The sequence below is a fragment of the Amycolatopsis sp. cmx-11-51 genome, from assembly GCF_047608665.1.
In the GTDB taxonomy this organism is placed as follows: domain Bacteria; phylum Actinomycetota; class Actinomycetes; order Mycobacteriales; family Pseudonocardiaceae; genus Amycolatopsis.
The window spans coordinates 88809-109729 of the sequence record NZ_JADNQO010000019.1 but is presented as its reverse complement, the minus strand read 5'-3'; the positions used below and the strand labels follow the sequence as shown (position 1 = coordinate 109729).

The window sequence follows — 20921 nt, the reverse complement described above, 5'->3', positions numbered from 1 at the left end:
CAGAAGGCCGCGCGGATTTGTCACTATCGGTCGCATGAAGCTCACCGGCTTGCTCACTCGTAACCAAGAAACCCTCCCCGGGATCACCGGCGTCGCCAGGGTCGACAGGCGTACGCGTGAACTTCTTCGCCGGCTGAGCCCGGGCGACATCGTCGTCCTCGACCAGCTCGATCTCGACCGGTCGACGGCCGATGCCTTGGTGGAGGCCGACGTCGCGGCGGTGGTGAACGCTTCGCCGTCGATCTCCGGCCGGTTCCCCAACTTGGGCCCGGAGATCCTGCTCGAGGCCGGGATCCCCCTTGTCGATTCGATCGGCGGCGAACTGCTGCGCAAGGTGAAGGACGGCACCAAACTCCGCCTGCACGAGGGCATCGTCTACATCGGTGAGCGGCAGCTCGGATCGGGGATCCAGCAGACGCGCGAAAGCGTCGCGGACCAGATGATCGAGGCCAAGGCCGGGATGTCCACCCAGCTGGAGGCGTTCTCCGCGAACACGATCGAATTCCTCCGACGGGAACGCAGTCTCATTCTCGACGGCGTCGGGGTACCGGAGATCCGGGTTCCGTTGAAGGACCGGCACGCCCTCGTGGTCGCGGGCGGCAACGGGCACGCCGAAGACCTCAAGAAGTTGAAGAAGTACATTTCCGAGCACCGTCCGGTGCTGATCGGCGTCGACGCCGGGGCCGACACCCTGCGAGCGCAGGGGTACCAGCCGGACGTCATCGTCGGCGACCCGCACGGGATCGGCGCGGAAACGCTGCGCAGCGGCGGCGAGGTCGTGGTCCCGGCGCAGCCGGACGGGCACGCGCCGGGCGTCGAGCGGATCCAGGACCTCGGGATCGGCGCGGTGACCTTCCCCGCCACGGGTAACGCCGAGGATCTGGCGCTGCTGCTGGCGGACGCGCACGAGGCCAGCCTCGTGGTCACCGTCGGTTTCCAGGCGACGCTGCGGGAATTCCTCGACCACGGGCGGTCCGGGTCGAACCCGTCGACATTCCTCACCAGGCTCAAGCTCGGCACGAAACTGGTCGACGGCAAGGCGGTCGCGACCCTGCACCGCAGTCGTGTGTCGATCGGCGCCATTGTCCTGCTGGTACTGGCGACTCTGGTTGCCGTCGCGGCCGCGCTGCTCGTCTCCGACGTGGGTTCGGTCTATCTCGACTGGATCCGCGACACCTGGAACTCGTTCATCGCCTGGGGCAAGGGACTTTTCACGTGATTTCACTGCGGTACCACATCGTTTCCATCGCCGCCTGCTTCCTGGCGCTCGCCATCGGGGTGGTGCTCGGGTCCACGGCGCTGAACGGTTCGCTGCTGTCCGGTCTCGCCGGGCAGAAGGAGGACCTGGGCTCCCAGGTCGCGGATCTCGAGGCACAGCGCAATTCGCTGAACGCCCGGCTCAGTGACGCGGACTCGTTCGCCGGGGCGATGGGACCGAAAGTCGTCGCCGGTCAGCTGGACAAGCGTTCGGTGGTGCTGGTGACCACGGAGGACGCGAAGCCCGCGGACCGCGACGCGCTCAAGCAGCTTGTGGGGCAGTCCGGTGCCGCCGTCACCGGTGAGATCCAGCTGACCGAGGCGTTCTCCGACCCGATGCGGTCCGATCAGCTGCGCGACGTCGTGACACGCCTGCAGCCCGCCGGTGTCCAGTTCCCGACCGCGGGCGACCCTGGCACCCTCGCCGGTGCTTTGCTCGGCTCCGTGGCGTTGCTGAACAAGGACAACGCACAGCCGCAGTCCACACCGGTGGAACTGGCGGCCGCGCTCGGCGGGCTCACCGACGGCGGTTTTCTCAAGGCGGGCCAGGACGTCAAGCCCGCACAGCTCGCGATCGTGCTCACCGGCTCCAAGTACACCGGCGACGGCGCCGGTGACCGTGCTTCGACCGTCGCGCGTTTCGCCGCACAGCTCGACCGCTCCGGCGCGGGTACGGTGCTGGCAGGCGACGCGGGGTCCGCCGACGGCACCGGCGCGATCGGCGTCGTCCGCGCCGACACCTCGGCGACCTCGATCTTGTCCACTGTGGACAACGCGGAGACCTCGGCGGGCCGGGTCACCACGATCATGGCGCTGCGCGAGCAGCTCGAAGGCGGCGCCGGACGCTACGGCATCGCGGGCAACGCCCAGGCTCCCGCCCCCGGTATCGCCGCCGCGGGCAACTGACCCCCCCTCGCGATTAGTCCTCTAGTTGCGGTACTTGCACGCGCATCTACCGCAACCAGAGGACTAATTGCGGGGCCGCGAGCACCGGTGCCTGCGCGAGCCACAGCGCGATGAAACAGATAGAGCCGAGTGCGTGCAGGCCCAGGAAACCGACCGCTGACAAGCGATGGGCGATTTGGTATCCCAAATATCATCACGAGGTGACCCGTCGTCAAGGTTCTGCCGATAGACTCGGTTACGAGCTGTTACGGCTGTGTCGAGAAGGAGGTCGGGTGGCCGAGGACGGACCGCGCCAGCCGCTGGCCGCGACCCGGCAACGGGTCCGGGACGAGCTGCGTGAACGGATCCTCACCGGGCGGTTGAAGCCGGGAGACCGGCTCGTCGAACGCGAACTCGCCGAGGACCTCGGTGTCTCACGGGTCCCGGTGCGCGAGGCCATCCGCAGCCTGGAGGCCGAAGGTTTCCTCACCGTCCAGTCGCCTCGGCGCATCGTCGTGCGGCAGCTGGCCAGGGCCGACGTCGAGGAGCTGTTCGACGTCCGGGAAGCCCTGGAAGGCCTCGCCGCGGGGCTGGCCGCCGAGAGGGCGGACAAACCGGGACTCCGTGCGCTCGAACGCCTGCTCGCGGAAGCCGCGCGTGCCACCGAAAGCGGTGATCCGGCCCGGATCACCCTGCTCAACACCCGCTTCCACGACGAGATCGTCGCGCTGGCGGGCAACGGGCTCCTGCACGAGATCCTCCGCCCGCTCGAGGGCAGGCTGCGCTGGCTCACCAGCCAGAACGAGCACTGGGGCGAGCTGCTCGACGAGCACCGTCGCCTCTACGACGCGATCGCTTCGGGCGACGCGGACCAAGCGCGGACCCACGCCGTCGAGCATGTGCAGGTGAACCGGGAGGTCACGCTGAAGGCGCTGTTCCCCGAAGATGACGGAGAACGCTCCGCCGGGTGAACCGGACATGTCAGACTCGCGACATGATCACCGACGAACAACGGGCCGCCCGCACCGCGCGGGCGGTGGCCGCCGCGGTCGCCGCGGGACGAGACCTCGGCATCACCGTCACCGAACCCGAGGTCCTCTACGACGTTTTCTCCGTCATCGTGCGGCTGGCGCCTTCGCCCGTGGTCGTGCGCGTGCCGACCGTGCTGCCGCGCACGACCACCCTGGAGACACAACAAGCTGACCAGCGGCGCGAACTCGCCGTCGCGAGCTGGCTCGCCGGGCAGGGGCTCCCGGTCGTCGCGCCAAGTCCGCTCGTGCCGGCGGAACCCGTGCAGCACGACGGTTTCTCGATGACGTTCTGGGAGTACATCGAGTTCGTCGAGGACGCGAACCTCAGTGTGGAGCACTCGGCCAAGCTCGTGGCGAAGCTGCACGCGGCGCTCCGTGAATACCCGGGTGAGCTGGAGTTCCTGAACGGACTCGATCCGTTCGTCCCCGACGCTCTCGCCCAGCTCGAAGACCGGCCGGATCTGCTCGCCCCCGCCGACCTCGACCGCGCCCGTCGCGAATGGGACGTGTTCCGGCCGATGCTCGAATCGGAGGAGGCGTTCGCCGAGGCTTTCCCCGGTGTCACCGTCCAGCCGATCCACGGCGACTCGCCGGGCTACAACCTGATCGTCACCACCGAAGGCGACCTTTACGCCGACTTCGAACTCGTCAACCGCGGCCCGATCGAGCGCGACCTCACCTTCAACGGCCCCGAGGGCATCGAGGCGTACAACGCCGCCGCCGAAGAAGCAGGGCTGCGCAAGGTCGACGAAGGCGTATTGCGGACGCTGGAGGCCGTGGGCCTGCTGCAGGTGGTCGCCTGCCTGGCGATGGCACCGGAGCTGCCGATGCTCGTCGACGGCCTCAAGCCGATGATCGACCAGTGGCGCGAGACGCCGTTCCCCGGTTAGCCGAGCATTGCGGTCCAGGCTTCGGCGAATCCGGGGTAGGTCTTCCCGACCGTCCCCGGGTTCTCCACCTCGACGCCTTCGACCTTCAGCCCCAGCACCGCGGCCGCCATCACGAGCCGGTGGTCGTCGTAGGTGTGGAACTTCCCGCCGTGCAGCGGCGCCGGCGTGATCCGCAGCCCGTCTTCGGTCTCGCGGACGTCGGCGCCGAGCGACGACAGTTCGGTGGCGAGCGCGGTCAGCCGGTCGGTCTCGTGGCCGCGCAGATGCGCCACCCCGGAGATGACCGACGGGCCTTCGGCGAAGCACAGCAGCGCGGCGATCACCGGCGTGAGTTCGCCGACCTCGTGCAGGTCCAGTTCGACGCCGGGGATCGTGCCGTCGCCGGTGACCGTCAGGCCGCCCGTGTCGAGTTCGGCGGTCCCGCCGAGGACGGGCACCAGGCTGCGAAGCCAGTCGCCGGGCTGGGTCGTCTGCCGCGGCCAGCCCGCGATCCGCGCCGTGCCGCCGGTCGCGAGCGCCGCGGCGACGAACGGGGCGGCCGTCGAGAGATCCGGCTCGACGATGTACTCGGGGCAGGAAAGCCGTGTCGGGGCGACGTGGAATTCGGCTCCCTCACGGTCCACAGTGGCGCCGAAGCGGCGCAGCATCTCCACGGTCATCGCGATATGCGGTTCGCTGGGCACCGCGCCGCCGACCAGGCGCACGGTGACGCCCTGCTGGAACGACGGTCCCGCGAGCAGCAGCGCGGACAGGAACTGGCTCGACGCCGAGGCGTCCAGATCGACCTTGCCGCCCCGCAAGCCACCTTCGCCGTGGACGGTGAACGGCGGCGCGTCACGACGGTCGTCGTCGATGCGGGCGCCGAGGCCACGCAACGCCTTCAACAGCGGCCCGATGGGACGGCGCCGGAGAGCCTCGTCCCCGTCGAACAGCGCCGGGCCGGTGCCCAGCGCGGCGAGCGCGGGGGTGAACCGGGCGACCGTTCCCGCGTTGCCGAGTTCCACCCGGACGGTCTCGTCGGGATGGACGCGGCCGGGGCCGAGCGGATGCACGAGATAGCCGCCGATGCTGCCCTGCGAGTGGGCGCCCAGTGCGTAGATCGCGCCGAGCATCAGCCGCGCGTCCCGCGAGTCGAGCGGGGCCCGCACCCGCGTCGGCGCGCTGGCGAGCGCGGCGAGGACATAGGCCCGGTTGGTGATCGACTTCGAGCCGGGAACGCGGATGTCCGCGTCGAGCGGGCCTTCCGCGACCGGTGCGGTCCAGGTGTCGTGCGCGTCTGTCACGTCGCGAGGGTAGCGGTTTTCCACTCCATCGGACGCTTGCGGCGTGGCCGGTGAGCGCTCCGGCGGGCGTGGGATAAGGTGGAAGCCCGTGGGACTTCAGTCGCGGGCTACCAAGTATGTCTTTGTCACCGGAGGCGTTGCCTCCTCTCTGGGTAAGGGACTCACGGCTTCCAGCCTGGGTCAGCTCCTTACCGCACGTGGGCTCCGGGTCACGATGCAGAAGCTGGATCCGTACCTCAACGTCGATCCAGGCACGATGAACCCGTTCCAGCACGGTGAGGTGTTCGTCACCGACGACGGCGCCGAAACCGATCTGGACATCGGGCACTACGAGCGTTTTCTCGACCGGGCTCTCGACGGCAAGGCCAACGTCACCACCGGGCAGGTCTACTCCGAGGTCATCGCCAAGGAGCGCCGTGGTGAGTACCTCGGCGACACCGTGCAGGTCATCCCGCACATCACCGACGAGATCAAGTCCAGGATCACCGCCGCGGCGGCCGCGGACGAGGACGGGAACAGCCCGGACGTCGTGATCACCGAGGTCGGGGGCACCGTCGGCGACATCGAGTCGCTGCCGTTCCTGGAGGCCTGCCGTCAGGTCCGCCACGACGTCGGCCGTGATCAGTGCTTCTTCCTCCACGTCTCGCTGGTGCCTTACCTCGCGCCGTCGGGCGAGTTGAAGACCAAGCCGACCCAGCACTCGGTCGCCGCGCTGCGCAACATCGGCATCCAGCCCGACGCGCTCGTCTGCCGCGCCGACCGGGAGCTGCCGGAGGACCTCAAGCGCAAGATCGGCTTGATGTGCGACGTCGACACCGAGGCCGTCATCGCCTGCCCCGACGCCCCGTCGATCTACGACATCCCGAAGGTGCTGCACCGTGAGGCGCTCGACGCCTACGTGGTGCGTCGTCTCGGGCTGCCGTTCCGCGACGTCGACTGGACGGTGTGGGGCGACCTGCTCGACCGCGTCCACAACCCGTCGGAGACGGTGCGGGTCGCGCTCGTCGGCAAGTACATCGACCTGCCGGACGCCTATCTGTCGGTGACCGAGGCGCTGCGCGCGGGCGGGTTCGCTCATCGCGCCAAGGTCCAGATCTCGTGGGTCCCCTCGGACTCCTGCGAGACCCCGGCCGGTGCCGCGGCCGCGCTGTCCGATGTGGACGGTGTGCTGGTGCCGGGCGGGTTCGGCGTGCGCGGGATCGAGGGCAAGGTCGGCGCGATCGCCTACGCCCGCACCCACGGGCTGCCGCTGCTGGGCCTGTGCCTCGGCCTGCAGTGCATGGTGATCGACGCGGCGAGGAACCTGGCCGGGATCGAGGACGCGAACTCGGCCGAGTTCGACGACGCGAGCGCGAACCCGGTCATCTCGACGATGGCCGACCAGCGCGACGTCGTCGCGGGCGAGCGCGACATGGGCGGCACGATGCGGCTCGGCGCCTACATCGCCAAGCTCAAGCCGGGCTCGCAGGTCGCGAAGGCGTACGGCAGCACCGAGGTCTCCGAGCGGCATCGTCACCGCTACGAGGTCAACAACGCCTACCGCAAGCGCCTTTCCGAAGCCGGTCTGGTGTTCTCGGGCACGTCGCCCGACGACCACCTCGTCGAGTTCGTGGAGCTGCCGGCCGACAAGCACCCGTTCTTCGTCGGCACCCAGGCGCACCCGGAGCTCAAGAGCCGCCCGACCCGCCCGCATCCGCTGTTCAGCGCGTTCGTGAAGGCCGTCGTGGACCGCAAGGTCGCCGAGCGGCTCCCGGTCGAGCTGGCCGAGACCCCCGCGGCCACCCGGTGACCGAGCCAGGCAAGCACGAGTTCACCGTGGCGTCCACAAGGGACGTCCACATCGGACGGGTCGTCGGTCTGCGGGTCGACGAGGTCGTGATGCCCGGCGGTGGCACCGCGCGCCGCGAGGTCGTGGAGCACCTCGGCGCGGTCGCCGTCGTCGCACTGGACGCCGACGGGGCGGTCACGCTCATCCACCAGTACCGCCACCCGGTCGGGCGGCGGCTGTGGGAACTGCCCGCCGGCCTGATCGACAAGGCGGGGGAGGACCCCGTCGGCGCGGCGAAACGCGAGCTGGTCGAGGAGGTCGGGCTCAGCGCCGAGCGCTGGGAGACCCTCGTCGACGTCGCGGCGTCGCCAGGGTTCACCGACGAGGTCGTGCGCGTCTACCTCGCCAGGGAACTGTCCGAAGTGGACAGGGAGATCCTCGGCGAGGAGGAGGCCGACCTCGTCACGGCGAAGTTCCCGCTCGCCGAGGCGGTCCGGATGGCGCTGGCCGGAGAGCTGGTGAACGGGGCGACCGTCGGCGGCGTGCTGGCCGCGCACGCGGTGCTCACGGGCGCTGCCGCGACGCGGCCGTCGGACGCGCCTTGGGAGGATCGGCCGACGAAGTTCGCTTCGCGCGGTCTCTGAAACTCGTGAGTGGTAGGGACGGTTGTAACCGTCCCTACCACTCACGATCACCCCGACCGAAGCGCGGCCGTCTCCGGTGTCGCGAAAGCCACTTTCGCGACACCGGAGACGGCCGACAGTAGGTATCCAAGACACCCTTGGCTCTATCCGTCCTTACCACTCACGAGGCAGTAGTCCTGTCGACCAACAGCTGGGTATCTCGGCTGCGCGCGGGCAGGCCCCGGAAGAGCGGAGGTCCTCCGAAGACCTGCCCACAACGTATCCCGTTTCACACCTGCGACGCGGTACGCGCGGCGAACCCCCGAACGGGCCGCGGTCGTCCTAGAGTGTCCGTGTGTCACGGGCCGCCGGAGTCGCCCAGGTGGTCGCCGCTTACCTCGACCATCTGGTGGTCGAGCGCGGAACCGCGAGGAACACCCTCGACAGCTACTCCCGAGATCTGCGCCGGTACACCGCGTACCTCGGCGGCGCCGAGGTCGAGCGATTCGCCGACGTCACCCCCGCGCACGTGACCTCGTTCGGCGCGGCGCTGCGCGAAGGCGACGAAGAGCATCGGCCACTGGCCGCGTCCTCGGCGGCTCGTGCGCTTGTCGCGGTGCGGGGGCTGCACAAGTTCGCGCACGCCGACGGCATCACCGAAAACAACCCGGCCCGCGAGGTTCGGCCGCCCGCCGCGGCGAAGCGGCTGCCCAAGGCGTTGCCGGTGCACGATGTGCTGAGACTCCTGGAAACCCCGCCACCGGAAGGGGAACGGCCGCTGCGGGACCGGGCGCTGCTGGAACTGCTGTACTCCACCGGCGCGCGGATTTCCGAAGCCGTCGGGCTCGATGTCGACGACATCGACGACACCGAACGGACCGTGCTGCTCGACGGGAAGGGCGGCAAACAGCGGATCGTTCCGATCGGCCGTCCCGCACTCGAAGCGGTGCACGGTTACCTCGTCCGCGCGCGGCCGGCGCTCGCCACACACGGCAGGGGGACACCGGCGATGTTCCTGAACGCCCGCGGCTCCAGGCTTTCCCGGCAGAGCGCGTGGCAGGTTCTCAAGGACACGGCGGAATCCGCGGGCATCAAGGCGGGCGTCTCCCCGCACACGCTGCGCCATTCCTTCGCCACGCATCTGCTCGAAGGCGGCGCCGACGTCCGCGTCGTGCAGGAACTGCTCGGCCACGCTTCGGTGACCACCACCCAGGTGTACACCCTGGTCACGGTCAACACGCTCCGCGAGGTCTACGCGACAGCACACCCCCGCGCGCTCGGCTAATCGACCCTGTCGGCACGGCGAGCCTCTTTGGCTCGATTCGCGAATCGCGCATAGGCTGCCGAGGATCCTGCCGAAGAGGAGCTTTCGCGTTATGTCGACACCGAACGAGCCGGCGAAGCCGTCCGCGTCCGCCGGTTCGGCCGCGGCGAGCCTCAGCCAGGTGACCATCGCAACCCCCGCCGAACACGACGGCGACGAACCGTCGGAGGACACGATCTCTTCCCGCGGCCGCAAGGCCAAGCGCGCCAAAGAAACCAAACAGCAAGAACGCGAGAAGGACGGCATCGGCCCGACCGGCCGTCCGTACCGCGAGATCCCCGAACCGCCGCCGCTGGAACGGCACGGCCCGGCACTGGTGATGGCCATGTGCAACCAGAAGGGCGGCGTCGGCAAGACCACCTCGACCATCAACCTCGGTGCGGCGCTCGCCGAATGCGGCCGCCGCGTGCTGCTGGTCGACTTCGATCCACAGGGCGCGCTTTCGGTAGGCCTCGGCATCCAGCCGCACGAGCTGGACCAGACGGTCTACAACGTCATCATGGAGCGCTCGGTCAGCATCACCGACGTCATCCGGAAGACCCGGGTGGACGGCGTCGACCTGCTGCCGAGCAACATCGACCTGTCCGCGGCCGAGGTCCAGTTGGTCGCAGAGGTAGGGCGCGAACACACTTTGTTACGGGTCCTTCGTCCGGTCATGAACGACTACGACTATGTTCTTGTCGACTGCCAGCCCTCGCTAGGCCTGCTTACGGTGAACGCACTGACCGCCGCGGACGGTGTGATCATCCCGCTGGAGTGCGAGTTCTTCAGTCTGCGAGGCGTAGCGCTCCTGATCGACACCATCGAGAAGGTGCAGGAACGCCTCAACCCCAAACTGGACATCACCGGGATTCTCGCCACCATGTACGACCCGAGAACCCTGCACTCGAAGGAGGTCATGGCGAGAGTGGTGGAGGCATTCGGCGACATCGTGTTCGACACGGTGATCAACCGCACCGTGCGGTTCCCCGAGACGACTGTCGCGGGCGAGCCGATCACGACCTGGGCCCCCAAATCAGCCGGCGCGGCGGCCTACCGCGCGCTGGCCCGTGAGGTGATAGCCCGGTGAGCAGGCGAGCTTCCCTGCCCGGAGCGTCCGAGCTGTTCAGGATCACCTCCAGCCCGGCCCTCGATCTCCCGCCCGCGCCCGAGCAGCCCGCCCCCTCGACGGGGAACGGCAACGGGCACGACACGGAGAACGAGGCGGGACAGGGGCACAAGGAACAGCTGACCCGTGCCGCGCGCAGTGGTTCCGGGCGGACCAAACACGACGCGAAGATCACCGTCTACGTCTCCGGCGACGAACTGCTGGCGATGGAGCAGGCCAGGCTGAACCTCCGGGCGAAGCACGGGCTCGTGCTCGACCGCGGCAGGCTGGTCCGCGAGGCGGTGGCCGTCCTGCTGGCCGATTTCGACGCGGGCGGTGAAGAGTCGGTACTCGTCCAGCGATTGCGGGCGGGCACCGAGGACGGGAAAGAGACCGAGAACTGATGGACGACCCGGCCGAGGCTGCTCCAAGCGGCCCAGAGCCGGTCGAGCGGACAGAGGCAGACGAGACCCCCGCCGTGCACGAAACCGTGCACGGCGGGATGGTCCCCGAAGGACTGGCCAATGAAGAGCTGAGCACGTCCAGGTTCAAGGTGAACCTGGCGAACTTCCAGGGCCCCTTCGATCTGCTGCTCCAGCTGATCTCGCAGCACCAGCTCGACGTCACCGAAGTCGCGCTGCACCGGGTCACGGACGATTTCATCGCCTACACCCGCGCGCTCGGCACGGAATGGAACCTCGACGAGACGACCGAGTTCCTGGTCATCGCGGCCACCCTGCTCGACCTCAAGGCCGCGCGACTGCTGCCCGCCGCCGAGGTGGAGAGCGAAGACGACCTCGCCCTGCTCGAAGCACGGGACCTGCTGTTCGCGCGCGTGCTGCAGTACCGGGCGTACAAGCAGGTCGCGGCACTGTTCGGCGAGCTGGAGGCCGGCGCGCTGCGCCGGTACCCGCGGTCGGTCGCGCTCGAAGACCGGTTCATGGGTCTGCTGCCCGAGGTGATGCTCGGCGTCGACCCGGCGAAGTTCGCCGAGATCGCGGTCGCGGTCTTCAAACCGAAGCCGCCGCCGACGGTGTCGATCGCGCACATCCACATGGGCCGGGTTTCGGTGCGCGAACACGCCGCGCTGCTGCGGCTCAAACTCGCGGAACGGGGCGAAGCGACCTTCAGCGAGCTCATCGAGGATTGCGAGCACACCGTCGAGATCGTGGCGCGGTTCCTCGCGCTGCTGGAGCTGTACCGCGAAGCGACGGTCCAGTTCGAGCAGCTGGAGGCGCTCGCAGAACTGCACGTGCGCTGGACCGGCGGGTCCGTGGCGGAGGCGTCGGTGGCGGCCGAACAGGATCTGGCCGTCGTCGAGGACGAGGAGTACGGGTGAGCCCGGAGAACACCGAAGAGACCGAGAAGACCGAAGAGACCCCGGCCGAGACCAGTGACGGGCCGAAGGCTCCCATCGCCGAGTCTGATGAGGTGAAGGACGCTTTCGTCGCATCTGATGAGGGGAAAGTCCCCTTCAGCTCCCCGGAGCTTGAGGCGGAGACCGGGGCCACGCCGGAGCCGCCCGCCGACGAACGGCTCGTCGCGGCAGGCGACGGGGACTACCCCGACGTCACCTCCGACGAAGCGCTCGAAGCCTCGCTCGAGGCGCTGCTGCTGGTCGTGGACTCGCCGATCAACGAGGAATCGCTTGCCGACACCGTCGGGCAGCCCGAGTCACGGGTGACCGTCGCGCTGCGCACGATGGCGCAGAAGTTCACCGACCGGGCCAGCGGAATCGACCTGCGCCGAGTGGGTGAAGGGTGGCGGTTCTACACTAGGGACGTCTATGCCCCGTTCGTGGAGAAGCTTCTGCTCGACGGCCAGCGTTCCAAGCTGACGCGAGCCGCACTGGAGAGCCTCGCCGTGATCGCCTACCGGCAGCCGGTGACCAGGGCCAGGGTCGCCGCCGTCCGAGGTGTGAACGTGGACGGGGTGATCAGGACGCTGCTGGCACGCGGCCTGATCGAGGAGATGGGGACCGACCCCGAAACCACTGGCACGCTGTACGTGACGACCGAGCTGTTCCTGGAGCGACTGGGGCTGTCGTCCCTGGCCGACCTTCCCCCGATCGCTCCTTTGCTACCCGAAGTGGACACCATCGATGACATCTGACCCGCATCCCGACGGCATTCGGCTGCAGAAGGTCCTTTCGCAGGCAGGCGTCGCCTCGCGGCGCGCGGCCGAGGACCTGATCGTGCGCGGTCGCGTGAGCGTGGACGGCAAGGTGGTCACCGAACTCGGCCGCCGGGTCGATCCGGACAACTCCGTGATCCACGTCGACGGCACCCGCGTCCAGGTCCGTGATGATCTCGTCTATCTCGTACTGAACAAGCCCAAGGGCGTGCACAGCACGATGAGCGACGACCGCGGCCGCCCGTGCGTCGGCGACTACCTGCGCGGCCGGTTCGAGGAGACACCCGGCATCGTGCACGTCGGCAGGCTCGACGAGAACACCGAAGGCCTCCTGCTGATGACCAACGACGGCGACCTCGGCCACCGGCTGATGCACCCGTCGTTCCAGGTGCTGAAGACCTACTTCGCCGAGGTCGAGGGCATCGTCCCGCGTGGGCTCGGCAAGGAACTGCGGGCGGGCTTCGAGCTGCCGGACGGCATCGTCAAGGTCGACCAGTTCCGGGTCAAGGACATGCTGGCCGGGCGGACCCAGATCGAACTGGTCATTCACGAGGGTCGCAAGCACATCGTGCGGCGGCTGATGGCGGCCACCGGGCACCCGGTGCGCAAACTGGTCCGGACCGCGCTCGGCGACGTCCAGCTCGGTGCTCAGCGGTCGGGTTCGGTCCGGCGGCTCAACCGCGGCGAGGTCGGTTCGCTCTACCGCGCCGTCGATCTGTAAGCCCGGACCCCGCCCCGCCACCACCCTCAACGGACAGGCTGCGCCTGACTGTAAGACTTTCCGCTCTACTGCGCGGGTAAGCATCGCGTTTAGCTCTTCCTGACGGGCTTTCAGCCGACGGGGAAGGGCTCAACCGTGAAAACAGTTGTGCTGGCAGGGATTTTGGCGGTCGCCGCGGCCGTGGTCGTGGCGCCGCAGGCCGCCGCCAAACCGCGGGGCAGCGAACCGGTCTACGATTTCGCCCAGGCCGTCCGCGAGACGGCCTGGGTGGACATCGGGCTCGACGGTGACGGAGACGGCCGCTCGGACCGGGTGGCCGCCGACATCATCCGCCCGAAGGAACCGGCGGCGCAGGGCAAGAAGGTCCCGGTCATCATGGACGCGAGCCCGTACTACTCGTGCTGCGGGCGGGGCAACGAGAGCGAACTCAAGACCTACGACCCGGCGGGCAGGCCGGTCGGGTTCCCGCTCTACTACGACAACTTCTTCGTCCCTCGCGGGTATGCCGTGGTCCTGGTGGATCTGGCCGGTACCAACAAATCCCGCGGTTGCACCGACGTCGGCGGGCCTTCGGACGTCAACTCGGCGCGCAAGGTCGTCGACTGGCTGAACGGCCGTGCCAACGGCTACCTGACGGCGACCGGATCCGCCAAGACGCACGCGACGTGGTCGACCGGCGCGGTCGGCATGATCGGGAAGTCCTACGACGGCACGATCGCCAACGGTGTCGCCGCGACCGGCGTCGACGGGCTCAAGACCATCGTGCCGATCGGCGCGATCAGCTCCTGGTACGACTACTACCGTTCCGACGGCGCGAGCCTGCGCCAGGGCAGCCCGGCCGGGCTGGCGCAGACGGTCTCCCAGCGCAACGGCGGCCAGAACTGCAGCGCCGCGAACCGGAAGCTCACCGAGGGCGCGACGGCGAACGGCGACTACAACTCGTTCTGGCTCGACCGCGACCACATGCAGAGCGCCTCGAAGGTGAAGGCCAGCGTGCTCGCTTCGCACGGCCTGGGCGACCTCAACGTCAAGACGATCAACTTCGGGCAGTGGTGGGAAGCGCTGAAGGTCGAGCGCAAGGTGTGGCTGACGCAGGCCGGTCACGTCGACCCGTTCGACTACCGGCGCTCGGCGTGGGTCGACACCCTGCACAAGTGGTTCGACCACTACCTGCTCGGCGTCGACAACGGCATCGAGAAGACGCCGGGTGCGAGCGTGGAACGGGCTCCGGACGTCTGGGTGGACCAGGCGGCTTGGCCGGCGGGCAGCGCGGTGACCCTGCGCCCCGCGTCCGGCGGCACTCCGGGCGTCGGCACGCTCGGCACGACCGCCGGGACGGGCACAGCTTCGTTCACGGACTCCTCCGGCCAGACGTCGAACGGCTGGGCGGCACGACCGACGGAGACCTCCGGCGGGCGCGTGCTGTTCAGCACCGGCGCTCTCGCGAAGGATTTCCACGTCTCCGGGACGGCGAAGGTGACCGTGACCGCGACGCCGTCGACGTCCACCGCGCGGCTCTCGGCGATCCTGGTGGACTACGGCCCGGCGACCATCCGGAACTACACCGGGCCGAAGGAAGGCATCAAGAACGAGATGACGCAGTCGTGCTGGGGATCGAGCGCTTCCGGCAACGACGCCTGCTACCTGAACACGAGCACCGACGCGGTTTCGGTCGGGTTGAACATCATCAGCCGCGGCTGGGCCGACCTGGCCAACCACCGTTCGCTGAGCCAGGAATCACCGCTGACGCCGGGGCAGCCGTACACCATGACGTTCCGGCTGGCGAGTACGGATCACGTTGTCCCGCAAGGACATCAGCTCGCGCTGATCATCGGCGGGACGGACGGATCGTTCATCGGCGGGCCGTCACGGTACCCGAAGATCACGGTGGACCTGGGTAAGACGTCGCTCGCTCTGCCGGTCGCGGGCTCGGGTCCGTCGGCTGTTCCGGCCGCGCTTCCGGCGGCTCCGGTCCAGATCGCTCCGGCCACCCTTTCGGGGCTTGAGCGCGGCTAGTGTCGCGTGATCCTGCTTGCTTGACGTTGGGTTTCGTTCCTCGGACGGCGATCTCGCGTGATCAGACGGCTATTACGCGTGATTGGGCGGCGATCTCCGGAGATCGCCGTCTGATCACGGGTAAGACCTGCAGGATCACGCGACACTAGGGAACACGTGAGAGAGATTCAGCTCGTCTGGGAGGCGGGGCTCTTCGAGCCGAAGGGACGGCGCTGCAGAGCGCGGGCCACCGGTTCGACGATCCGCGCGGCTGTCGGGCCGAGGATCGCCATCAGGAGCACGTAGGCCGTCGCGAGGGCCGCCAGTTCGGCGGTCACCGCTCCCGCCGCCACCGCCAGCCCGGCGATGACGATCGAGAACTCGCCTCGGGCGACCAGCGCGGCCCCGGCTCTCGCCCGGCCCATCTTCCCGATGCCCTGCCTCCACGCGGCCCACCAGCCGGTGCCCACCTTCGTGAGCGTGGTCGCCACCGCCAGCACGACCGCCCAGCCGAGCACGGGCGGGATCGACGCGGGGTTCGTGTTGAGGCCGAACACGACGAAGAACACGGCGGCGAAGAGATCCCGCAGTGGTTCCAGCATATGCGTCGCGTTCTCCGCCGTGGAACCCGAGATCGCGATGCCGAGCAGGAACGCGCCGACCGCGGCCGACACCTGCATCGCCGAGGCGAGTCCCGCGACCAGCAGTGCCGCGCCGAGGACCTTGAGCAGGAACACCTCGCGGTCCGGGCTGTCCACCGCCGCGGAGACGTACCGGCCGAACTTCAGCGCGATCACCAGGACGACCGTGATCACCATCAGCGAGATCCCGACCGCCTTCATGCCGCCGAGGAAGCTCACACCGCCGAGCACCGCGGTGAGGATCGGCAGGTAAAGCGCCATCACCAGGTCTTCGAACACCAGGATCGACAACACCACCGGCGTTTCCCGGTTACCGAGCCGCCCGAGGTCGCCGAGCACCTTCGCGATGATCCCGGACGACGAGATGTAGGTGACGCCCGCCAGCACGATCGCGCCGATCGGCCCCCAGCCGAGGATGAGTGCCACGATCGCACCCGGCGCGGCGTTGAGCACGATGTCGACGAGCCCCGCCATCCACGAGCGTTTCAGCCCGGTGAACAGTTCGGCCGCCGAGTACTCCAGGCCCAGCAGCAGAAGCAGGAGGACGACGCCGATCTCGCTGGCGAGGTGGGTGAAGTCACCGATGTCGCCGAGCGGGATCAGCCCGCCCTGTCCGAAACACAGGCCACCGATCAGGTACAGCGGGATCGGGGACATTCCGATCTTCCCCGCGAGGCGCCCCAACACGCCCAGCCCGAAGAAGACCGCCCCGAGTTCGATCAAGGACAGTGCGGTGTGATCCATCCGCGATCAGCCGTACTTCAGGATCTTGACGGCGGCTTCGAGTCCCTCGGACGTCCCGACCGCGACGAGCACGTCGCCCGCGGTGAGGTTGAAGTCCGGGTTGGGGGAGGGGTGAACCTGACCGGCCCGCATCACCGCGACGACCGAGACGCTCGTCCGGCTCCGCATGGCGGTGTCGCCCAGCGTCCGGCCGTCGAACGGCGACGACGACTTGATCGGGAGCTGCTTGGTGTTGATCCCTGGCAGGTCCCGGTGTTCCTCGGTGAGCTGGGCGACGAGCTGGGGCGCGCCGAGCAGATTCGCCAGCGCGCCGGCCTCGTCGGTGCTGAGCGGAAGTGAGGCCAGGCAGGCGTCGGGATCGTCCGTTTTGGACACGATCAGCTCGACATGCCCGTCGCGATGGGTCACGACGCCTACGCGGCGTCCGTTGCGAGTGGCGAAGTCCTTGCGGACGCCTATGCCGGGGAGCGGGGTCACTTCGACGTTCACGCTGTCAACAGTAACTCACTGTCCGTTTTGGGCGGGGCGGACGAGGAACAGCGCCGAGATCAGCACCATCACCGCCGCCGTCGCGCCGTGGATGCCGAACGCGGCGCCGACGGCCCCGTTGTGGGTCAACACGATCAGCATGTCGCCGACCGGGATGAACGCCAGCGCGAGGAGCGCCCAGCCCACCGCGCGGGCGTTCCGGAACAGGAGCAGCGCGAGCAGCACGAGCGCGGTGCCGATGTCGCGGACACCCTTGACCGCGAGGATCGGGTCGCCGACGGAGGGCATCACGGGCAGCCCGAAGCCGCCCGTCTGGGTCTGCGGGAAGAACACGTAACCGGTACCGAAGTAAAGGACGAAGAGCACGAGAGCGGCGGACAGGGTGTAAGCGATCTTGATCCTGGTCATGGTCTCCGACTCCAGAAGCTAGCAGCGCTAGGAACACGGTGGACGTTAGCGCTAGCGATGCTAGATTGTCTAGCGATGCTAGTGTTTACGTATGGTCACGAACCCCCGGCGTGAGCGGGACCGCTCGCAACGCGAACAGCTGATCGTCACGACCGCCCGCGAGATCGCCGAAGACGAGGGCTGGGACGCGGTCACCACCCGGCGGCTGGCGGCGAAGATCGAGTACAGCCAGCCGGTGCTCTACAGCCACTTCTCCGGCAAAGGGGCGATCATGGCGGCCGCGGCCCTCGAAGGGTGCGCCGAAATGGCCGTGGACTTGCGGAAGGGTGCCGGGATGGCGGAGGACTCGCGTAGCGCCCTTCTGCGGCTGGCCGAGAACTACTTCGACTTCGCCGACCGTAAACCCGCGCTCTACGACGCGATATTCACCCTCGCCAGTGAACTGACGTTCGCCAGCGCGGACAGCCCCGCCCCCTTGCGGGACGCGTTCGGCGCCCTGCTCGAATGCGCAGGCCCCGCGGCGGGTGAGCACGATCCCGCCCTCTACACCGAGACCTTCTGGGCCGCCCTGCACGGCCTGGTCACCCTCGAGCGCAGCCGACGGCTGCCGCCGCACGCGCGCGCGGAACGCATCGGCATGCTCGTCGACCGGTTCGCCGTGGGCGGCTGAGGCGGGCCGTTCGCCACCAGGCAGAATGGTCGTCGATCAGGTGAGCGACGACGATGAGTCAGAGGAGTGTTCCGGTGGCGGGAGCCCTGCGTGGTGTGGTCGCGATGGACGGCCCATCCGGTACCGGGAAGTCGACGGTTTCGCGGAAGCTCGCGACGAAGCTCGGCGCCGGCTACCTCGACACGGGCGCGATGTACCGCGTGGTGACCCTCGCCGTTCTGCGCGCCGGGGCAGACCTTGCCGACGCGGACGCGGTCTCCGACGTCGCCCGGAAGGCTGAACTCGGCATCGGGACCAGCCCTGACGAAGCGACCGTGACCCTGTCCGGCGAGGACGTCGCCGCCGAGATCCGCGGCGCGGACGTCACCACCGCCGTGTCGCCGGTTTCGGCCGTTCCCGCCGTCCGCGAACTGCTGGTCGCCCGGCAGCGTGAGATCATCGACGAGGTGCTCGGCCGCGTCGGCGGCATCGTGGTCGAAGGCCGCGACATCGGCACCGTCGTCTCACCGGACGCCCCGCTCAAGATCTTCCTCACCGCCTCGGCCGAGGTCCGTGCCGCGCGCCGCAGCGCGCAGGACTCGGCCGCCGGTCGCGAGTCCACCCACGCCGTCGCGAAGGCGGCGGTGGAGCGGCGTGACCACCTGGACTCCACGCGGGCCGCGTCACCGTTGCGCACGGCCGAAGACGCCGTCGAGGTCGACACCTCACAGCTCAACATCGACCAGGTGATCGTCGCGCTGGCGGAGCTGGCGCTGCACCGCGGTCTGCTCGAAGGCTGCCCCGCGGAGGCCGCCAGGTGAGCGCGAAAGGCCTGCCCGAGGGCGCGAGCGGCCCGCTGCACGCCTTCGGCCGGGGGATCTCGAAGTTCATCGTCCGGCCCGCGTTCCGGGTCAGGGTGCACGGCCGCGACCGCGTGCCGTCGTCCGGTCCGGTGGTGTTCGTCGCCAACCACAGTTCGATGGTGGAACCGCAGCTGCTGTTCGGAATGTTCTCGCGGCGCACCGCGTTCCTGGTCAAAGCGGAACTCTTCACGGGTTTCGTCGGCTGGTTCTTCCCGAAACTGGGCCAGATCCCGGTGAAACGGGGGGCGGTGGACCGCAAACCGCTGATGATGGCGGTCAAGGTGCTCGAGGACGGCGGTGCGGTCGGGATCTTTCCCGAAGGCACCCGCGGCCTCGGTGACGCCGAAAACTTCGAGCGCGGCGCGGCCTTCCTGGTCCGCGCCGGGAACGCGACCGTGGTTCCGGTCGCCACTCGGGGGACATACAGACCCGCTGGTGCCAAGAGGCGCTGGCGGCCCCGCGTCGACATCATGGTCGGCGAACCTTTCACTCCCGCGATCGGGAAGGGAAGGACAGGGCTGGAGGAGGGAACCGAGCGGCTTCGCATCGCGCTCGCGGATCTCGTGAAGGCACTGGACGAATGGCGCTTGGAGCACGGGCTCCAAGACACGCGACAGAATGTGAAGTAACGAATGTCTGAGCTTGACGGAGTCGGCGAGATCGACGGCTCCTGGTCCGACGAGTCCGAATTCACCGCGCTCGACGCGCAGATCGCCGCCGGCGAGGCCGAGGAGGAGGCGCAACTCGCGCAGCCGGTCCTCGCCGTCGTCGGCAGGCCGAACGTCGGCAAGTCGACCCTGGTCAACCGCATCCTCGGCCGTCGCGAGGCGGTCGTACAGGACGTCCCCGGCGTGACCAGGGACCGCGTCGCCTACGACGCCTTCTGGGCGGGCCGCCGGTTCACCCTTGTCGACACGGGCGGCTGGGAGCCGGACGCGACCGGGCTGCAGGCCTCCGTCGCCGCGCAGGCCGAGATCGCGATGGCCACCGCCGACGCGGTGCTGCTGGTCATCGACGCCAGCGTCGGCGCGACCGCGACCGACGAGGCCGCCTCGAAGGTGCTGCGCCGCTCGAAGAAGCCGGTGCTGCTCGTCGCCAACAAGGTCGACGACGACCGCCTGCTCGCCGACACCGCGTCGCTGTGGTCACTCGGCCTCGGCGAACCGCATCCGGTCAGCGCGTTGCACGGCCGTAGTTCGGGTGACTTGCTCGACGCCATCGTCAAGGCACTGCCGACGATGCCGCGTGACGGCGACCGCGCCACCGCCGGCCCGCGCCGGGTCGCGCTGGTGGGCAAGCCGAACGTGGGCAAGTCCAGCCTGCTGAACAAGATCTCCGGCGAAGAGCGGTCCGTCGTGGACTCGGTCGCCGGTACCACGGTCGACCCGGTCGACTCGCTGGTCGAGCTGGATGGCGACATCTGGCGGTTCGTCGACACCGCGGGCCTGCGCAAGCGCGTGAACTCGGCCAATGGCGCGGAGTACTACGCGTCGCTGCGGACCAAGACCGCGATCGACGCGGCCGAGGTCGCGATCGTGCTGCTGGACGCCGCCGAACCCCTTTCGGAGCAGGACCTGCGGGTGCTGACCATGGTCGTCGAGGCGGGCCGCGCCTGCGTCCTCGCCTTCAACAAGTGGGATCTCGTCGACGAGGACCGTCGTCACGCCATGGTGCGGGAACTGGACCGCGGCCTGGTCCGGGTGCCGTGGGCGGACAAGGTCAACATCTCCGCGCTCACCGGGCGTTCCGTGCGCAAGCTCGCGCCCGCGCTGCGGACCGCGCTGAAGTCTTGGGACCAGCGGGTCCCCACCGGTCAGCTGAACGGCTGGCTCGCCGACCTCATCGCCGCGACCCCGCCGCCGGTCCGAGGTGGCAAGCAGCCGAAGGTGCTCTTCGCGACCCAGGCCGGCATTCGGCCGCCGACGCTGGTCCTGTTCACCACGGGCTTCCTCGAGGCCGGCTATCGGCGATTCATCGAACGCAAGTTCCGTGAGCGTTTCGGCTTCGAAGGCAGCCCCGTCCGGGTGAATGTCCGAGTACGCGAAAAGAAGCAGAGGCCTAAGGTCGGCGGAAAAGCGGCAGGAAAACCGAAGACCCGCTGATTTCTCACCATGTAGGTGAATAGTTCAC

At 68.8% G+C, this 20921-nt stretch carries 21 protein-coding genes; 17 read left to right on the top strand and 4 right to left on the bottom strand.

Going from position 1 to position 20921, the window contains the following annotated elements:
• Positions 1-34: 34 nt before the first annotated feature.
• From steA to ACM6LU_RS35505, 4 genes are all read left to right on the top strand, one after another.
• Positions 35-1219 carry a putative cytokinetic ring protein SteA gene (gene steA, locus ACM6LU_RS35520; RefSeq protein WP_414942233.1) on the top strand — a complete coding sequence of 395 codons (1185 nt, stop codon included), beginning with the start codon at positions 35-37 and terminating at the stop codon, positions 1217-1219.
• Positions 1216-2163: a copper transporter gene (locus ACM6LU_RS35515; RefSeq protein WP_414942232.1), complete on the top strand. Its 948-nt coding sequence runs from the start codon at positions 1216-1218 to the stop codon at positions 2161-2163. Before steA ends, ACM6LU_RS35515 begins: the two co-directional genes overlap by 4 nt.
• 272 nt (positions 2164-2435) lie before the next feature.
• Complete coding sequence (locus ACM6LU_RS35510) at positions 2436-3113, top strand: GntR family transcriptional regulator (RefSeq protein ID WP_414942231.1); 678 nt, start codon at positions 2436-2438, stop codon at positions 3111-3113.
• Positions 3114-3136: 23 nt separating this feature from the next.
• Positions 3137-4063 carry an aminoglycoside phosphotransferase family protein gene (locus ACM6LU_RS35505; RefSeq protein ID WP_414942230.1) on the top strand — a complete coding sequence of 309 codons (927 nt, stop codon included), beginning with the start codon at positions 3137-3139 and terminating at the stop codon, positions 4061-4063.
• Here ACM6LU_RS35505 and aroA read toward each other — a convergent pair.
• Complete coding sequence (gene aroA / locus ACM6LU_RS35500) at positions 4060-5346, bottom strand: 3-phosphoshikimate 1-carboxyvinyltransferase (RefSeq protein WP_414942229.1); 1287 nt, start codon at positions 5344-5346, stop codon at positions 4060-4062. The genes ACM6LU_RS35505 and aroA overlap by 4 nt on opposite strands.
• 88 nt (positions 5347-5434) lie before the next feature.
• On the opposite strand from aroA, the gene ACM6LU_RS35495 reads away from it, so the two are divergent.
• The 9 genes from ACM6LU_RS35495 to ACM6LU_RS35455 all read left to right on the top strand — a co-directional run bounded on the left by ACM6LU_RS35495 (position 5435) and on the right by ACM6LU_RS35455 (position 15018).
• Entirely contained in the window at positions 5435-7135 is a 1701-nt protein-coding gene (locus ACM6LU_RS35495) for a CTP synthase (RefSeq protein ID WP_414942228.1), read from the top strand.
• Positions 7132-7758, top strand: coding sequence for an NUDIX domain-containing protein (locus tag ACM6LU_RS35490; protein WP_414942227.1), 627 nt, complete (start codon positions 7132-7134; stop codon positions 7756-7758). The genes ACM6LU_RS35495 and ACM6LU_RS35490 overlap by 4 nt, the downstream gene beginning before the upstream one ends.
• A 361-nt stretch (positions 7759-8119) precedes the next feature.
• Positions 8120-9022, top strand: a complete 903-nt coding sequence (xerD, locus tag ACM6LU_RS35485) for a site-specific tyrosine recombinase XerD (protein WP_414942245.1) — start codon at positions 8120-8122, stop codon at positions 9020-9022.
• Positions 9023-9113: 91 nt separating this feature from the next.
• Positions 9114-10130 carry a ParA family protein gene (locus ACM6LU_RS35480; RefSeq protein WP_414942226.1) on the top strand — a complete coding sequence of 339 codons (1017 nt, stop codon included), beginning with the start codon at positions 9114-9116 and terminating at the stop codon, positions 10128-10130.
• Positions 10127-10552: a cobyrinic acid a,c-diamide synthase gene (locus tag ACM6LU_RS35475; protein WP_414942225.1), complete on the top strand. Its 426-nt coding sequence runs from the start codon at positions 10127-10129 to the stop codon at positions 10550-10552. The genes ACM6LU_RS35480 and ACM6LU_RS35475 overlap by 4 nt, the downstream gene beginning before the upstream one ends.
• Positions 10552-11487: a segregation and condensation protein A gene (locus ACM6LU_RS35470; RefSeq protein WP_414942224.1), complete on the top strand. Its 936-nt coding sequence runs from the start codon at positions 10552-10554 to the stop codon at positions 11485-11487. Before ACM6LU_RS35475 ends, ACM6LU_RS35470 begins: the two co-directional genes overlap by 1 nt.
• Positions 11484-12260, top strand: a complete 777-nt coding sequence (gene scpB / locus ACM6LU_RS35465; RefSeq protein WP_414942223.1) for an SMC-Scp complex subunit ScpB — start codon at positions 11484-11486, stop codon at positions 12258-12260. The genes ACM6LU_RS35470 and scpB overlap by 4 nt, the downstream gene beginning before the upstream one ends.
• Positions 12250-13002 (top strand): pseudouridine synthase, encoded by a 753-nt coding sequence (locus ACM6LU_RS35460; protein ID WP_414942222.1) that lies wholly within the window; start codon positions 12250-12252, stop codon positions 13000-13002. Before scpB ends, ACM6LU_RS35460 begins: the two co-directional genes overlap by 11 nt.
• 147 nt (positions 13003-13149) lie before the next feature.
• Positions 13150-15018, top strand: a complete 1869-nt coding sequence (locus ACM6LU_RS35455; RefSeq protein ID WP_414942244.1) for a Xaa-Pro dipeptidyl-peptidase — start codon at positions 13150-13152, stop codon at positions 15016-15018.
• 167 nt (positions 15019-15185) lie between these two features.
• Here the strand turns inward: ACM6LU_RS35455 and ACM6LU_RS35450 are convergent, their stop codons facing one another.
• Genes ACM6LU_RS35450 through ACM6LU_RS35440 form a run of 3 tightly spaced genes read right to left on the bottom strand, consistent with a single transcriptional unit; the run spans position 15186 to position 17279 of the window.
• Positions 15186-16382, bottom strand: a complete 1197-nt coding sequence (locus tag ACM6LU_RS35450) for a cation:proton antiporter (RefSeq protein ID WP_414942221.1) — start codon at positions 16380-16382, stop codon at positions 15186-15188.
• Positions 16383-16388: 6 nt separating this feature from the next.
• A complete protein-coding gene (locus ACM6LU_RS35445) occupies positions 16389-16871 on the bottom strand; it encodes a cation:proton antiporter regulatory subunit (RefSeq protein ID WP_409495087.1) in 483 nt (160 codons plus the stop codon).
• Positions 16872-16886: 15 nt separating this feature from the next.
• Positions 16887-17279: a DUF4267 domain-containing protein gene (locus ACM6LU_RS35440; protein WP_414942220.1), complete on the bottom strand. Its 393-nt coding sequence runs from the start codon at positions 17277-17279 to the stop codon at positions 16887-16889.
• A gap of 91 nt (positions 17280-17370) precedes the next feature.
• On the opposite strand from ACM6LU_RS35440, the gene ACM6LU_RS35435 reads away from it, so the two are divergent.
• The 4 genes from ACM6LU_RS35435 to der all read left to right on the top strand — a co-directional run bounded on the left by ACM6LU_RS35435 (position 17371) and on the right by der (position 20893).
• A complete protein-coding gene (locus ACM6LU_RS35435; protein ID WP_414942219.1) occupies positions 17371-17949 on the top strand; it encodes a TetR/AcrR family transcriptional regulator in 579 nt (192 codons plus the stop codon).
• Between the two features lie 95 nt (positions 17950-18044).
• A complete protein-coding gene (cmk, locus tag ACM6LU_RS35430) occupies positions 18045-18749 on the top strand; it encodes a (d)CMP kinase (protein ID WP_414942243.1) in 705 nt (234 codons plus the stop codon).
• Positions 18746-19420: a lysophospholipid acyltransferase family protein gene (locus ACM6LU_RS35425; protein WP_414942218.1), complete on the top strand. Its 675-nt coding sequence runs from the start codon at positions 18746-18748 to the stop codon at positions 19418-19420. Before cmk ends, ACM6LU_RS35425 begins: the two co-directional genes overlap by 4 nt.
• A 3-nt stretch (positions 19421-19423) precedes the next feature.
• Positions 19424-20893 (top strand): ribosome biogenesis GTPase Der, encoded by a 1470-nt coding sequence (gene der / locus ACM6LU_RS35420; RefSeq protein ID WP_076167974.1) that lies wholly within the window; start codon positions 19424-19426, stop codon positions 20891-20893.
• Positions 20894-20921: the final 28 nt, after the last annotated feature.